Annotated in this window: 12 protein-coding genes; 11 read left to right on the forward strand and 1 reads right to left on the reverse strand. The window is 56.8% G+C overall.

Features of this window, described 5'->3' with window-relative positions; genetic code table 11:
- Together cheA and cheW are read left to right on the forward strand one after the other, a co-directional pair.
- Positions 1 to 2037 (forward strand): chemotaxis protein CheA, encoded by a 2037-nt coding sequence (gene cheA / locus V5P19_RS03260; protein WP_334400075.1) that lies wholly within the window; start codon positions 1 to 3, stop codon positions 2035 to 2037.
- Between the two features lie 19 nt (positions 2038 to 2056).
- A complete protein-coding gene (gene cheW / locus V5P19_RS03265) occupies positions 2057 to 2560 on the forward strand; it encodes a chemotaxis protein CheW (RefSeq protein ID WP_334400076.1) in 504 nt (167 codons plus the stop codon).
- A 105-nt stretch (positions 2561 to 2665) separates the two neighbouring features.
- On the opposite strand, the gene V5P19_RS03270 is transcribed toward cheW, so the two are convergent.
- A complete protein-coding gene (locus V5P19_RS03270; protein ID WP_334400078.1) occupies positions 2666 to 3925 on the reverse strand; it encodes a dicarboxylate/amino acid:cation symporter in 1260 nt (419 codons plus the stop codon).
- A 427-nt stretch (positions 3926 to 4352) separates the two neighbouring features.
- Here V5P19_RS03270 and V5P19_RS03275 point away from each other — a divergent pair, with 427 nt between their 5' ends.
- From V5P19_RS03275 to V5P19_RS03315, 9 genes are all read left to right on the forward strand, one after another.
- Positions 4353 to 4925 carry a spore coat protein U domain-containing protein gene (locus tag V5P19_RS03275; RefSeq protein ID WP_334400080.1) on the forward strand — a complete coding sequence of 191 codons (573 nt, stop codon included), beginning with the start codon at positions 4353 to 4355 and terminating at the stop codon, positions 4923 to 4925.
- Between the two features lie 8 nt (positions 4926 to 4933).
- Positions 4934 to 5479, forward strand: a complete 546-nt coding sequence (locus V5P19_RS03280) for a spore coat U domain-containing protein (protein WP_334400082.1) — start codon at positions 4934 to 4936, stop codon at positions 5477 to 5479.
- A gap of 16 nt (positions 5480 to 5495) precedes the next feature.
- Positions 5496 to 6257 (forward strand): molecular chaperone, encoded by a 762-nt coding sequence (locus V5P19_RS03285; RefSeq protein WP_334400084.1) that lies wholly within the window; start codon positions 5496 to 5498, stop codon positions 6255 to 6257.
- Positions 6233 to 8617, forward strand: coding sequence for a fimbria/pilus outer membrane usher protein (locus tag V5P19_RS03290; protein ID WP_334400086.1), 2385 nt, complete (start codon positions 6233 to 6235; stop codon positions 8615 to 8617). Before V5P19_RS03285 ends, V5P19_RS03290 begins: the two co-directional genes overlap by 25 nt.
- Complete coding sequence (locus V5P19_RS03295) at positions 8614 to 9579, forward strand: spore coat U domain-containing protein (RefSeq protein WP_334400088.1); 966 nt, start codon at positions 8614 to 8616, stop codon at positions 9577 to 9579. Before V5P19_RS03290 ends, V5P19_RS03295 begins: the two co-directional genes overlap by 4 nt.
- Before the next feature lie 84 nt (positions 9580 to 9663).
- Positions 9664 to 11331, forward strand: a complete 1668-nt coding sequence (tar, locus tag V5P19_RS03300; protein ID WP_334400090.1) for a methyl-accepting chemotaxis protein II — start codon at positions 9664 to 9666, stop codon at positions 11329 to 11331.
- Between the two features lie 44 nt (positions 11332 to 11375).
- Entirely contained in the window at positions 11376 to 12977 is a 1602-nt protein-coding gene (gene tap, locus V5P19_RS03305) for a methyl-accepting chemotaxis protein IV (RefSeq protein ID WP_334400091.1), read from the forward strand.
- Between the two features lie 19 nt (positions 12978 to 12996).
- A complete protein-coding gene (cheR, locus tag V5P19_RS03310) occupies positions 12997 to 13863 on the forward strand; it encodes a protein-glutamate O-methyltransferase CheR (protein WP_334400093.1) in 867 nt (288 codons plus the stop codon).
- Positions 13860 to 14909 (forward strand): chemotaxis response regulator protein-glutamate methylesterase, encoded by a 1050-nt coding sequence (locus V5P19_RS03315; RefSeq protein WP_334400095.1) that lies wholly within the window; start codon positions 13860 to 13862, stop codon positions 14907 to 14909. Before cheR ends, V5P19_RS03315 begins: the two co-directional genes overlap by 4 nt.
- Positions 14910 to 14918: the final 9 nt, after the last annotated feature.

Consider the following 14918-nt stretch of genomic DNA (forward strand, 5'->3'; position numbering starts at 1 on the left):
GTGAGCATGGATATTACCGATTTTTACCAGACATTTTTTGATGAAGCCGACGAATTGTTGGCCGATATGGAGCAGCACTTGCTGGATTTGGTGCCTGAAGCACCCGACTCAGAGCAGCTCAATGCGATTTTCCGTGCGGCGCATTCGATTAAAGGCGGTGCAGGAACTTTTGGATTTACCATTTTGCAGGAAACGACCCATTTAATGGAAAACCTGCTTGATGAAGCACGACGCGGTGAGATGCAGCTCAATACCGACATTATTAACCTGTTTTTGGAAACCAAAGATATTATGCAGGAACAGCTCGATGCCTATAAAAGCTCGGCAGAGCCTGATGCCGCCAGCTTTGAATATATCTGCAATGCACTGCGCCAGCTTGCGCTGGAAGCAAAAGGTGACGTCGCCGCAGCCGTTGTGCCGGCGGCGAAACTGAGCGTTGTCGATACGGTGGCCGCAGACGATGCCGCGCCAGCACCGGAACAACCGGGCAAGTTGCGCGTGGTACTGTCACGCCTGAAAGAGAGCGAAGTTAACCTGCTTGAAGAAGAGTTGGGTAACCTGGCGACATTACGCAACGTGGTCAAAGGTAAAGACAGCCTTGCCGCGACGCTGGATGACGGTATCGGTCAGGACGACATTGTGGCGGTGCTGTGCTTTGTTATCGAAGCCGATCAGATTGCCTTTGAAACCGAAGCGGCAGCCGCTGATGCCCTTGCTGAGGTGGAAGAGGTTGCCGCTGTCGCTGAGGCCGCAACCCCTGCCGCTGTTGCGGCGGCGCCTGCGCTGAAAGCAGTGCCAAAAGACGCGTCAGCTCCAGCCCGAGGCGAAAAACCGGCGGCCCGCTCCAGTGAATCAACCAGCATCCGCGTTGCGGTTGAGAAGGTGGACCAGCTGATCAACCTGGTCGGCGAACTGGTGATCACCCAGTCTATGCTGGCACAGCGTTCTAACGAACTGGACCCGGTAACACACGGCGATCTGATCACCAGCATGGGTCAGCTCCAGCGTAACGCCCGCGATCTGCAAGAATCCGTGATGTCTATCCGTATGATGCCGATGGAATACGTCTTCAGCCGCTTCCCGCGTCTGGTGCGAGATCTCGCCGGTAAGCTGAACAAGCAGATTGAGTTGACCCTGATGGGCAGCTCCACCGAGCTGGACAAGAGCCTGATCGAGCGCATTATCGATCCGTTAACGCACCTGGTGCGTAACAGCCTGGACCACGGAATCGAACTGCCTGAAAACCGCGTCGCGGCGGGCAAATCTCCCGTGGGCAACCTGATTCTGTCTGCGGAACACCAGGGCGGCAACATCTGCATCGAAGTAACGGATGACGGTGCGGGCCTGAATCGCGAACGTATCCTGGCGAAGGCGATGTCGCAGGGCATGGCGGTCCACGAAAACATGACCGACGAAGAAGTGGGCATGCTGATCTTTGCGCCGGGCTTCTCGACGGCCGAGCAGGTGACCGACGTTTCCGGACGCGGTGTGGGGATGGACGTGGTGAAGCGTAACATCCAGGAGATGGGCGGCCACGTTGAGATCAAGTCTAAGCAAGGATCGGGGACCACCATTCGAATTCTGCTGCCGCTGACGTTGGCGATCCTTGACGGCATGTCCGTGAAGGTGGCTGACGAAGTCTTCATTCTGCCGCTGAACGCGGTGATGGAATCGCTGCAGCCGCGCGAAGAAGATTTGCATCCGCTGGCGGGTGGGGAACGCGTCCTCGAAGTCCGTGGCGAGTATCTGCCGCTGGTCGAACTGTGGAAAGTCTTCGAAGTGGACGGTGCGAAAACCGAAGCCACACAGGGCATTGTTGTTATCCTGCAAAGCGCGGGGCGTCGCTATGCGCTGATGGTTGACCAACTGATCGGTCAACACCAGGTCGTGGTGAAGAACCTCGAAAGCAACTACCGCAAAGTGCCCGGTATTTCTGCTGCCACCATTCTGGGTGACGGTAGCGTTGCGCTGATCGTCGATGTGTCAGCGCTTCAGGGATTAAATCGTGAACAACGTGTGGCGTACACAGCCGCCTGATTAAGTAGAAGGTAAAAACATGACCGGTATGAGTAATGTAACGAAACTGGCGGGCGAGCCATCAGGACAGGAATTCCTGGTATTCACTTTGGGCGATGAGGAGTACGGCATCGATATCCTGAAAGTGCAGGAAATTCGTGGTTACGATCAGGTTACCCGCATCGCAAACACGCCTGCTTTTATTAAAGGCGTCACCAACCTGCGTGGCGTGATTGTCCCTATCGTTGACCTGCGCGTGAAGTTTAGCCAGGGCGACGTGGAGTACAATGACAACACCGTGGTGATCGTCCTGAATCTGGGCCAGCGCGTAGTGGGTATCGTGGTGGATGGCGTGTCGGACGTGCTGTCCCTGACCTCTGATCAAATCCGCCCTGCGCCAGAGTTTGCGGTTACACTGTCCACTGAATATCTGACGGGGCTGGGTGCGCTCGGCGATCGTATGTTAATACTGGTGAACATTGAGAAGCTGCTGAACAGCGATGAGATGGCGTTGCTGGATATCGCGGCGAATCACGTGGCATAGCTAAATGCAAAACGGCAACCGAGGTTGCCGTTTTTAGTGTTTGCTCCCTCTCCCTGTGGGCTGAGGAATGGGGTGAGGGCATCAGACCTCACCTTTTTTACGTCCTTACGCTTCCTGCTCCACCAGCTCAGCTTCCGCTTCCCGCGCGCCCTCATTCTGCGACAGCATCGCCGTCGCAATGCCGTTCCCCAGCACGTTAATGGCAGACCGCCCCATATCCAGGAAATGGTCAATTCCCATCAGCAGCAGAATGCCCGCCACCGGGATATTAAAGCTCGGGATCGTTGCCGCCAGCACCACCAGAGACGAGCGCGGTACGCCCGCAATCCCTTTCGATGCCAGCATCAGCGTCAGCATCAGAACCGTCACTTCGGTAAAACTCAGGTGAATATTGTATGCCTGGGCGATAAACATCGAGGCAAACGAGCAATACACCATCGAGCCGACCAGATTAAACGAATAACCGATCGGCAGGACGAAAGAGGCGATATTGCGCGAGCAGCCAAAGCGCTCCAGCTGCTCCAGCGTTTTCGGGTAGGCGGCCTCAGAACTGCTGGTGGTAAACGCAACCAGAACGGGATCTTTCAGCATGCCGACCAGACGAAATACCTCTTTTTTCAGCACCATGTAACCCACTGCCAACAGTACCAGGCAGGTCAGGAAAATCGCCACGTAATAGCCGCCAATAAAGGAGGCATAGTTCAGCAGAATGCCAAGACCCTGTGTGGCGATGACCGATGAAATGGCCGCGAAAATTGCCAGCGGGGCGACGTACATTACGTAACCCGTTACCTTCAGCATGATATGAGAAACCACGTCCAGTGCGGCAACCAGAGGGGCGTTGAATTTTTGCCCCAGCGACGCGCCGCCAATGCCGAAGAACATAGAAAACACGACAATCTGGAGGATTTCATTGTTCGACATCGCCTCGGCGATGCTGGTAGGAATAGTATGGGACAGGAACGCTTTCAGCGTCATACCGCCGACGGCCAGGCCGGTATCGACCGCCTGCGTAGGAACCGTCAGGTTAAGACCGCTTCCGGGCTGTTCGAGGGTGACAATAAACAGCCCCACCAGAATTGACAGTACGGATGAGCTAATGAACCAGACCATCGCTTTGCCGCCTACGCGACCAATCGTGGAGGTTTCGCCCATTTTCATAATTCCCACCGTTAGCGTGCTGAAGACCAATGGCGCAATCACCATTTTGATCAGCCGAAGGAAAATATCGGTGAGAAGGGTAATGTTTTCCGACCAGGATTTTATTGCATCCGCTGAAGCATATTCATGAATGGCCGCCCCTGAAAGAATACCCGCCAGCATGAATATCACGATGAAGAGTGTGAGTTTGTTTGCACTTGCCACGAAAAAAGACCCTCTATACGCCTAAGGTTTAACCCGCGCCGATATATATAAATTTTTTATTTCATTGCGGGAATTATTCGGCACATAAATTGAAGTAAAGCGAGATGAGTTACAACTGGTTTTTAATTTTTATTAATTTTGTTGTACGTGCTGCGACGATATATTGTGATTATGATCACGTTTTAGTGGATATATCCTCAAGGCCAAATGAAAAAGCCCTGTTTCGAATTCATTAAGAGTATGTTTTTTAATGAGAAAATGTGTCAATACGTCAAAAGTTGTGCTGAATCAAGCAAGAGTGGTTGAAGCGGTAACCATAAACTAAATTCTCAGTAACCCCCTCTGAGGAGTGTTAAGCGGGGCTAACATGTTGAGCAGTATAAATAAAATGTGATAAGCGAACGGAAACATCTCTGGAGGGCGGTAAATGAAAAGAAAACTCCTTTTGATATGTGTAGGCACCCTGTTATCAGCTGCGACAGCGCAACAGGCGCTGGCCGTCACCAGCAGCGGCACCATAGGTGCAACATTGACCCTGACAAATGGCTGTCTTATCAACGGATCGCCCACTCAAAACGGCATAAACTTCGGGTCATTGGATTTTGGTACTCATCCAGCGACCTTTTCCACGCTCACAACCCAGCTCACCGGTGCCAGCGGCGGGAACAGTTTTACCATTCAATGTACGACCGCCAGCTATACGGTAGCGATTACCGGTAATACTAACGCCACCGCCCCGGGCACGGTTGTCGGAACGCCCGGAACCCCTGCGCGTTATCTGATCAATACCGCCAATGCGGCGCAGGGCGTGGCGTACAGCTTGTACAGCGACAGCGGGTTTAACAACATCATCGCCAATAACGCGGCGTTACCGATAGCCTCGACGGCGGGGGGCGTGAACAGCTATACCCTCTACGGGCGCATTACCGGGGGCGGTAACAGCGTCACGGTTGTACCGGGAACCTACACCGACACTATTAACGTCAGCGTTACCTACTAGCGCCAGCCATGAAGGCATTTTTACGTCTGCGCCTAAGCGCAGAGGGAGTCGTGCAGCCTTTTTTCGTGCTGGCTATGGGGCTGCTGATGGCCCCGCTGGCAGGGGCGGTAACGTCACAGTCTTTTAAGGTCAGCGCGACGATTGTGCCGGGCTGTGCGGTGACGACCGGAACCGGTGGGCTTTTTGGCACGCTGGATTTCGGTACCCATACCGGCGTTGAAAGCGCGCCCGTTAGCACCAGTTTTGTACCCAACGGGGCATTGTCCATCGCCTGTACGCCGGGCGTGGCGCTGAGCATGAGCATCAACGGCGGACAGAATTATGCGTCTGTCAGACGAATGACGCGCGCAGGGGGCGCCGACGTTGTGGGGTATCGGCTCTACAGCAGCAGTTCGCTGGCGGCGAACAGCGAGATTGGGGTTAACCAGGCTATACCGGTGACCTATACCAACAGCAACAATATTGCGCTGCCGCTTTTTGGCGTGGCGCTACTGACGGGGTTTAGCCCGGCAGGTTCGTATTCAGATCAGCTCACCGTGACCTTGTCATGGTGAAAAAGGGAGAACGTCGATGAAGCCATTGTTCAGGCGGTTTTGTCTGGTAACTATGTTGGGAATGGCGGTCGTTACGCCGAACCCGTCGCACGCGGCGGCGACCATTCTCTTGTGGCCCATCGATCCATGGCTGTCGGCAGAGGCCAACGCGACAGAACTGTGGATCCAGAATCAGGGAAACAGCGCCACGACCATGCAGGTGCGCATTGTGCGCTGGAAGCAGGAGGGGGGATATGAACGCTACACCGCGCAGCAGGACGTGGTTGCCAGCCCGCCCATCGTCACCATTGGCGAGGGTAAAAAACAGCTCATCCGCCTGATCAAGCAGGCCACCGTTCCAACGGGTGCAGAACATGCCTACCGTATTATCGTGGATGAAATCCCGCAGCCCGATGCCAAAGCCGATCCCACCATCGGCCTCAAGCTGCAGATGCGGTATTCCATTCCTCTCTTCGTTTATGGGCAGGGCATCCCGACCCAAAAAGAGGGCGCACATCATGCGCTGGTGGAACCCCGTAACCTGAGCTGGCGCGTCACCCAGGAAGGCGGGCAGCCTGCACTGGAAGTTCGTAACCAGGGGGAGGTGCACGTCAGGCTTAGCCAGGTCACGCTGGAGCAGGGAGGACAAAAACGCACGGTTGCCGATGGGTTATTGGGCTATGTACTCCCGGGCAGCACCCGACGTTGGCCACTCCCGGCTGGCGTACGTCAGCCAGGTCAGTTGAGCGCGCAGATTAATGCCAGGGATACGCAATGGCAGTCGACGCCCGTCAACTGAAACCCGCGATGATGATGTTGCTCTGCGTCAGTGCCAGCGCCTGGGCCGAACCCGGCGATGATAGCTTACCGCCACCTCCGCAAGCTCAGGCAATGAACGGTGAGGCGGTGTTTCAGCTTGCCCTCGTGCTGAACCACTACGATACCGGTCTGGTGGTGCCCGTCACGCAACGCGACGGCGCTTACTTTATTTCCAGTGCCGATCTGCTGCGCGCCGGGCTTCCTCCTGAGCATGTGCCGAATGGGGACGTTAATCTCACCACGCTCTCGCAGGTGCGCGTGGAGTATGACAGTGCCGCCCAGCGTCTGCTGCTTACCGTCCCCCGCGACTGGGTATCGTCTCGCGTCACCTCGTTTAGCGGACAAACGGCCCAAAGCAAACCCCACTATGGCCGCGGCGCGTTGCTCAATTACGATCTTTATACCAACCATACTGAACACATTGGCGGCCAGGCGTCGCTCTGGCATGAATTTCGTTACTTCAACGAGAGCGGCTCGTTTTCATCTACCGGTTATGCCCGCGAAAATTTCGCCGGCAACAACGGTCAGCAGGAAGGCTACGTGCGCTATGACACAACCCTGTTGATGACGAATGAAGATGACGCGACCACCTGGACCGCCGGGGATGTGATCAGCGATGCCCTGAGCTGGAGCAGCAGCGTGCGTTTGGGCGGGATCAGCTACGGACGCGATTTCTCCCTGCGCCCGGATCTGGTGACCTGGCCGCTGCCGGCGTTCTCGGGGGAGGCGGCGGTGCCGACCTCGGTTGATCTCTTTATCAATGGCTATCGTTCAGGTTCCACCCAGCTCCAGCCTGGCCCGTTTACCCTGACCAATCTGCCGTATATTAACGGCGCAGGGGACGCGGTATTGGTCACCACCGACGCGCTGGGACGGCAGGTGAGCACCACGCTGCCGTTTTATGTCACCAGCGATTTGCTCAAGCAGGGGCTGAGCGACGGCGCCGTTTCGCTGGGCAGCCTGCGGCGGAACTACGGTATCAAAAATTTTGACTATGGCCCGGCGGCGGGTAGCGGATCGTATCGCTATGGCGTTACGGACTGGCTGACGCTTGAGGGGCATGCAGAAGGCGCAGAAGAACTGGCGCTTGGCGGAGCCGGTACGGTAGTGAAGCTCGCACGCTTTGGCGTCGTGAACACCTCATATACCCATAGCCGCATGCGCGGGGATGAGGGCGGGCAAATTAACTGGGGATACCAGTACAGCACCAGTGAATTCAGTCTGGCGACCCAGCATACCCGTCGCGATCGCGGTTTTGGCAACCTGGCCCTGTACGATCAGCCAACGGTTTATGACGAAAATGAGAAGCCTGTAGCCAGTTTTAGCCGCAACACCGACCAGTATTCCCTGACCTTCAACTTTGGCGAGTACGGCAATATCGGCGCGGCCTGGATCGGTGTTGAGAGTTTTGACAGCCAGAAGACGGAGTTACTTAACCTCTCCTGGAGCCGAAATTTGTGGGGCTCCAGCAGTATTTACATGGCGGCCAGTCGTGACCAGCAGCGCGGCGACTGGACCGTTGCGCTCTCGCTTCAGGTGCCGTTGGGAGAACGTGACAGTGCTGCCGTCACGTTTGAAAACACCCCGGCGGCAGGCAGCACGCAGCGCATTAACTATAACCACTCCATGCCCTCCGACGGCGGGTTGAGCTGGAACATGGCGTGGGCTAACCAGTCCCGATCGCGCAACTACCAGCAGGGAACGCTGGGCTGGCGTAACAACAACATCGAGCTGCAGGGCGGGGGCTATGGCGAGCAGGGCATGATGACCTGGTGGGGCGAGGCGATGGGCTCCCTGGTGCTGATGGATGGCGAGATGTTTGCCGCAAACAAAATCAACGACGCCTTTGTGGTGATCAGTACTGACGGTCATCCGGACGTTCCCGTCAGCTACGAGAATCAACCGGTCGGAAAAACCAACACCAACGGTTATCTGCTGGTGAGCGGCGTGTCGGCGTATTATCCGGCGAGCTACAGCATCAACACCCTGAACCTGCCAGCCGATACCCGGCTGAAGGAGACTGAACGGCGCGTCGCGATTCGGCGTCACAGCGGGTATTTGGTTGATTTCCCGATGGTGCAGGAGCGGGTAGCAAGCGTCATCCTGCATGATGCCCGTGGGCAGGCCATCCCGGTGGGCAGCCAGGTGAAGCGCGCCTCACGCAGTAATGCCGTTGTGGGATATGACGGCATTGCCTGGCTGGAAAATCTTAGCGACGTCAATGCGCTGGATGTCACCACGCCGGAGGGCAAACGCTGCAAGGCGACGCTCACTATTGGCGCGAATCCGGAACATAAGCTGCAAACCTACGGCCCGCTGCTTTGCCGGGAGGCGCCGTGAAGCGCCTGCTGCTGGTGATTCTGCTGCTGTTTTCAGGCGGCAGCTGGGCGGCCTGTACCGTAAGCACGGTGAATGCCTCGTTTGGCAGCGTCACCTCGTTTGCCCTGAGCGGAACCGGGGAGGTGGAAACCACCGGCACGCTGGTGGTGGCGTGCGATGCGATACTAAACCTGCTGACCAGCGATTCCGTTACGCTGAACTTTATCTCGGCGACGGTCTCTGCCAACAGCCGTGCCACCATGAAGCGTACCGACAATGCGGCTATTGCGGATGTGATCCCCACGCGCCTGTGCGGACAGCAGGGCTGCGCTGCCAGCAGTGAAGTGCAAACCAGTAAAACTTACACCTGGGGCGGCAGTACCCTGTTAAACCTGATCGGTGGCAAGCAGTACAACATCCCGCTTTATTTCCGCACGGTGGCGGGGCAAAACGTCACGGCCGGACCCTACCAGGTGACGCTGAACTTTAGCATCACCTACAGCGTCTGTTCCGTCGGGGTTCTCAACGTGTGCCTTTCCGGCCAACAAACCGGCACGGCCAGCACCAGCATCACGGTGAACATGAACGTCACCAACGACTGCAGCGCCATGACCACGCCGGACGTCAACTTTAACAGCGCGCCGCTGGTGCAAAATTTCCCCACCGTTTCTCAAGCTATCTCCGTGACCTGCACCAAGGACAGTACCTACACCATAGGCATTAACAATGGTGCCAATTCGCTCAATAACGTAAGACGTATGGTCAGCGGCAGCAATTACATGAGTTACGACATTTATAAAGAAGCGACCAGCAACCGCTGGGGTGGAAGCGGTACCGAGCGCTGGGCCAGCGCGGCCTCGTCGCAGCTCAGCGCTGACGGGCTGTTACGCACCTACAACTACACCGCCAAAGTCCTCACCAACCAGGCGACCCCGCCTGCCGGCACCTACAGCGACACGCTGATCGTTGACGTCGCGTTTTAACCCCACGCTTTTCCCTTTCGCAAATGTAAAGTTCCTGTGGCCTGTGCCGATAACACCGTTAATAAATCTATGAGAAGGTGTTGTATGTTGAACCGTATCCGCGTTGTCACAATGCTCATGATGGTGCTGGTCATTTTCGCACTTCTTCAGCTTACTTCCGGCGGCCTCTTTTTTTCGTCGTTAAAAGAAAACCAGGACAGCTTTGCGGCCTCGAACGATCTTCGTATGCAGCAGAGTGAACTCACCTCGACCTGGGATCTGATGCTGCAAACGCGTATCAACCTGAGCCGCTCGTCCGCCCGCATGATGATGGATCCGAATAATCAACAGAGCAGCGCGAAAACGGATCTGCTTAAAAATGCGCGTGCAACCCTTGCTGACGCCGCAAAACATTACGACGCCTTTAAAAAGATTGCTCCGCTGCCGGCCATGGCGCAGGTGAGCCAAAACATCGATGAAAAATACAACGCCTACTTTGCGGGCCTGACCGAGCTTATCCAGTTCCTGGAAAGTGGAAACATGGACGGCTATTTCGCGCAGCCCACGCAGGGGATGCAAAACGCCCTCGGTGCGGCACTGGGCGAATATGCCAAAGCCAGCAGCGACCTGTACCACGCGGCCTTTACGCAAAGCCAGAATGACTACCGCTTTGCAAAATGGCAGATGGCCGTTATGGCGCTGGCGCTGGTTATCGTGCTGATCGGCGTCTGGTACGGGATTCGCCATGTGCTGCTTAACCCGCTGGGACGCGTGATTGCTCATATTCGCGATATTGCCCGCGGCGATCTCACCAAAACGCTGGCCATTTCTGGGCGAAATGAAATGACCGAACTGGCGACCAGCGTTGACCATATGCAGCGCTCGCTGATTGATACCGTCGCCAACGTGCGTAACGGTTCTGATGCCATTTATACCGGCACCAGTGAAATTGCCATGGGCAACAACGATCTCTCTTCCCGTACTGAACAACAAGCCTCTGCGTTGGAAGAGACGGCAGCCAGCATGGAAGAACTCACCGCCACCGTGAAGCAGAATGCGGACAACGCCCGTCAGGCTTCTCAGCTGGCTGAAAGCGCCTCTGAAACGGCGCAGCGCGGCGGACGCGTGGTGGATGGCGTGGTGAAAACCATGCATGAAATCGCCGACAGCTCGAAGAAAATTGCCGACATTATCAGCGTTATCGACGGCATTGCCTTCCAGACCAACATCCTGGCGCTGAATGCCGCCGTTGAGGCCGCGCGCGCGGGCGAGCAGGGCCGCGGATTTGCGGTGGTGGCCGGTGAGGTCCGTAATCTCGCCAGCCGCAGCGCCAATGCGGCGAAAGAAATTAAGACCTTGATTCAGGACTCCGTCTCTCGCGTGGATACCGGCTCGGTGCTGGTGGAAAGCGCCGGGGAGACCATGAATGACATCGTGAATGCCGTGACTCGCGTGACGGACATCATGGGTGAAATCGCCTCTGCTTCTGACGAGCAGAGTCGTGGTATTGACCAGGTCGCCCTGGCGGTATCGGAAATGGATCGCGTGACACAGCAAAACGCCGCGCTGGTGCAGGAGTCCGCTGCGGCGGCCGCTGCGCTGGAAGACCAGGCGAGCCGTCTTAAGATGGCCGTCTCGGCGTTTCGTCTCGCTTCACTCGCTGGAAATACGGTCAACACGCACGCGGCACATCGCACCCCGGCCTCAGCGCCAGCGGCGACGGGTACGCGCGCGGTGAAGACCGGACAAGATGAAAACTGGGAAACATTTTGACTGACATTTAAACCGCGGCTGCTTGCCGCTTGATGGGAGCGTGGATGTTAAATCGTATTCGTATCTCGACCACACTGTTTTTGATTCTGATCCTTTGTGGTGTGTTGCAGGTTGGCAGTAACGGGTTGTCTTTTTGGGCGTTTCGCGATGGCTATCAGAATTTGCAGGAAGTTGAGACGAGTAATCAACAGCGCTCCGCACTGGCACAAACGCGTGCCGTGCTGTTGCAGGCAAGCACTGCGCTGAACAAGGCAGGGACCTTAACCGCGTTGAGCTATCCGCCGGATGATATCAAAGCGTTGATGGCAACGGCGCGCGACAGCCTGAAGCAGGCCGATGCGCAGTTTACCGCCTTCGCCTCTCAGAAGGCGGTCAGCGAGAAAGGGAAAGCGCTCATCGTCGCCATGAAGAAGAACTTTGACCAGTGGCACAGCGATCTTGAGCACCAGGCGACCTGGCTTGAGAACAACCAGCTCTCAGACTTTATGACCGCGCCAGTGCAGGCGTCTCAGGCTGCATTCGACGGCAGTTTTAACGCATGGCAGCAGGATATGAACCAGTTCGTTGAACATGCGGGTGCTGACAGCCGTACCAGCTATCACATGTCAGGCGTGATATTTGTGACCGTGGTGATCCTGGCCGCGCTGCTGACCGGCGGTGCACTGCTGTGGTCACGCAGGATGATTGTGCAGCCGCTGGCAATCATCAGCAGCCACTTCGACAGCATTGCGAAGGGCAATCTGGCGCGTCCGGTGGCGGTGTACGGCAAGAACGAAATTTCGGCGATTTTTGCCAGCCTCAAAGCGATGCAGGGATCGCTGCGAGAAACGGTGACCGACGTGCGGCAGGGCAGCTACGCCATGCACACCGGGATTTCAGAGATTGCGGCAGGGAATAACGATCTTTCGTCTCGCACCGAGCAGCAGGCGGCCTCACTGGCGCAGACGGCGGCCAGCATGGAGCAGTTGACCGCGACGGTGAGCCAGAACGCCGACAACGCCCGTCAGGCATCGGATCTGTCAAAGCTGGCGGCGCTGACCGCGAAGAAAGGGGGCGATCAGGCTTCCCACGTGGCTAGCACCATGCAGGAGATTGCCGCCAGCTCGCAAAAGATTGGCGACATTATCAGCGTGATTGACGGTATTGCGTTCCAGACCAACATTCTGGCGCTTAACGCCGCCGTCGAAGCGGCGCGCGCCGGTGAGCAGGGGCGCGGATTTGCCGTGGTCGCCGGTGAAGTGCGCAACCTGGCGAGCCGCAGCGCTAACGCGGCGAAAGAGATTAAAGGGCTGATTGAAGAGTCCGTATCGCGCGTCCAGCAGGGCTCAACGCTTGTCGATACGGCAGCGAAAACCATGACTGAAATCGTCACCTCCGTGACCCGGGTGAACGACATCATGGGCGAGATCGCCTCGGCGTCCGATGAACAGCGTCGCGGGATTGAGCAGGTGGCCCAGGCGGTAAGCCAAATGGATCAGGTGACGCAGCAGAACGCCTCGTTGGTCGAGGAGGCGGCGGCCGCGACCGATCAGCTGGCAAACCAGGCGGATCATCTGACCGGGCTGGTCGCGGTATTTAATATCAAAGAGCACGTTGAAGCAGTAACAGAAGTCGGGCGGTCGCAGGCCGCGCCAGTTGTATCCTGAATGTAATAAAGAAGGCGCTATGACATCACCAATGCCCCCAGGGCAAACGTCATTACTGTTGCAGATGACACAGCGCCTCGCGCTGTCCGACGCGCATTTTCGTCGGATATGTCAGTTAATCTACCAGCGTGCGGGGATCGTGCTTGCGGATCATAAGCGAGACATGGTTTACAACCGGCTGGTGCGGCGCTTGCGCACGCTCGGCCTGGATGATTTTGGCCGCTATCTGAGCATGCTTGAAGCGAACCAAAACAGCGCCGAATGGCAGGCATTTATCAACTCATTGACCACTAACCTGACCGCGTTTTTCCGCGAAGCGCACCACTTCCCGGTGCTGGCCGATCATGCCCGTCGGCGCAGCGGCGAGTACCGCGTCTGGAGTGCAGCAGCCTCGACAGGGGAAGAGCCGTATTCACTGGCGATCACGCTGGCTGACACCCTGGGCATGGCGCCGGGGCGCTGGAAAGTGTACGCCAGCGATATCGACACCGAAGTGCTGGAGAAAGCCCGCAACGGGGTTTATCGCCAGGATGAACTGAAAACGCTGTCGCCCCAACAGCTTCAGCGCTACTTCATGCGCGGCACGGGCCCGCATGAAGGGCTGGTGCGCGTACGCCAGGAGCTGGCGAACTGCGTTGAGTTTGCCCCCGTAAACCTGCTGGACAAGCAGTACAACGTTCCGGGGCCGTTTGACGCTATTTTTTGCCGTAACGTAATGATTTATTTTGATAAAACGACGCAACAGGACATTCTGCGTCGCTTTGCTCCGTTGCTCAAGCCTGACGGTTTACTGTTTGCCGGGCACTCGGAAAACTTTAGCAACCTCGCGCGAGAGTTTAGCCTGCGTGGGCAAACGGTTTATGCGCTGAGTAAGGAAAAAGCATGAGTAAAATCAGGGTATTGTCTGTTGATGATTCGGCACTGATGCGCCAGATCATGACGGAAATCATCAATAGCCACAGCGATATGGAGATGGTGGCGACAGCGCCTGATCCGTTGGTAGCGCGGGATTTAATCAAAAAATATAACCCTGACGTACTGACGCTGGATGTCGAAATGCCGCGCATGGATGGCATCGATTTTCTGGAAAAGTTAATGCGCCTGCGTCCGATGCCGGTGGTGATGGTCTCGTCACTGACTGGGAAGGGGTCTGAAATCACGCTGCGCGCGCTGGAGCTGGGGGCGGTGGATTTTGTCACCAAGCCGCAGTTAGGCATCCGTGAAGGGATGCTGGCGTACAGCGAATTGATCGCCGAGAAGATCCGCACCGCGTCGCGCGCGAAGCTTGCGGCGCACAAACCGATGTCGGTACCGGTCACGTTGAAGGCCGGCCCGTTACTCAGCTCGGAAAAACTGCTGGTAATTGGCGCGTCAACCGGGGGAACAGAGGCAATTCGTCATGTACTCCAGCCATTGCCGCTTTCGAGCCCGGGTATCCTTATTACCCAGCATATGCCGCCAGGTTTTACCCGTTCGTTCGCGGAACGCCTGAACAAGCTGTGTCAGATCAGCGTGAAAGAGGCGGAAGACGGCGAGCGCGTTCTCCCCGGCCATGCGTATATCGCGCCGGGTGACAAGCATATGGAACTCTCGCGCAGTGGCGCGAACTATCAAATCAAAATTCATGACGGGCCGCCGGTTAACCGGCACCGTCCGTCGGTGGATGTGCTGTTTCATTCGGTGGCGAAACATGCGGGGCGCAACGCCGTTGGGGTGATCCTGACGGGGATGGGCAACGACGGGGCCGCCGGAATGCTAGCGATGCACCAGGCCGGTGCCTGGACCATCGCGCAGAATGAAGCAAGTTGTGTGGTGTTCGGCATGCCGCGCGAGGCCATCAACATGGGTGGCGTGAGCGAAGTGGTCGATCTTAGCCAGGTAAGCCAGCAGATGCTGGCAAAAATCAGTGCCGGACAGGCAATACGTATTTAAAGAGGAGTG

It is taken from the genome of Enterobacter sp. UNJFSC 003, assembly GCF_036903355.1.
In the GTDB taxonomy this organism is placed as follows: Bacteria; Pseudomonadota; Gammaproteobacteria; order Enterobacterales; family Enterobacteriaceae; genus Enterobacter.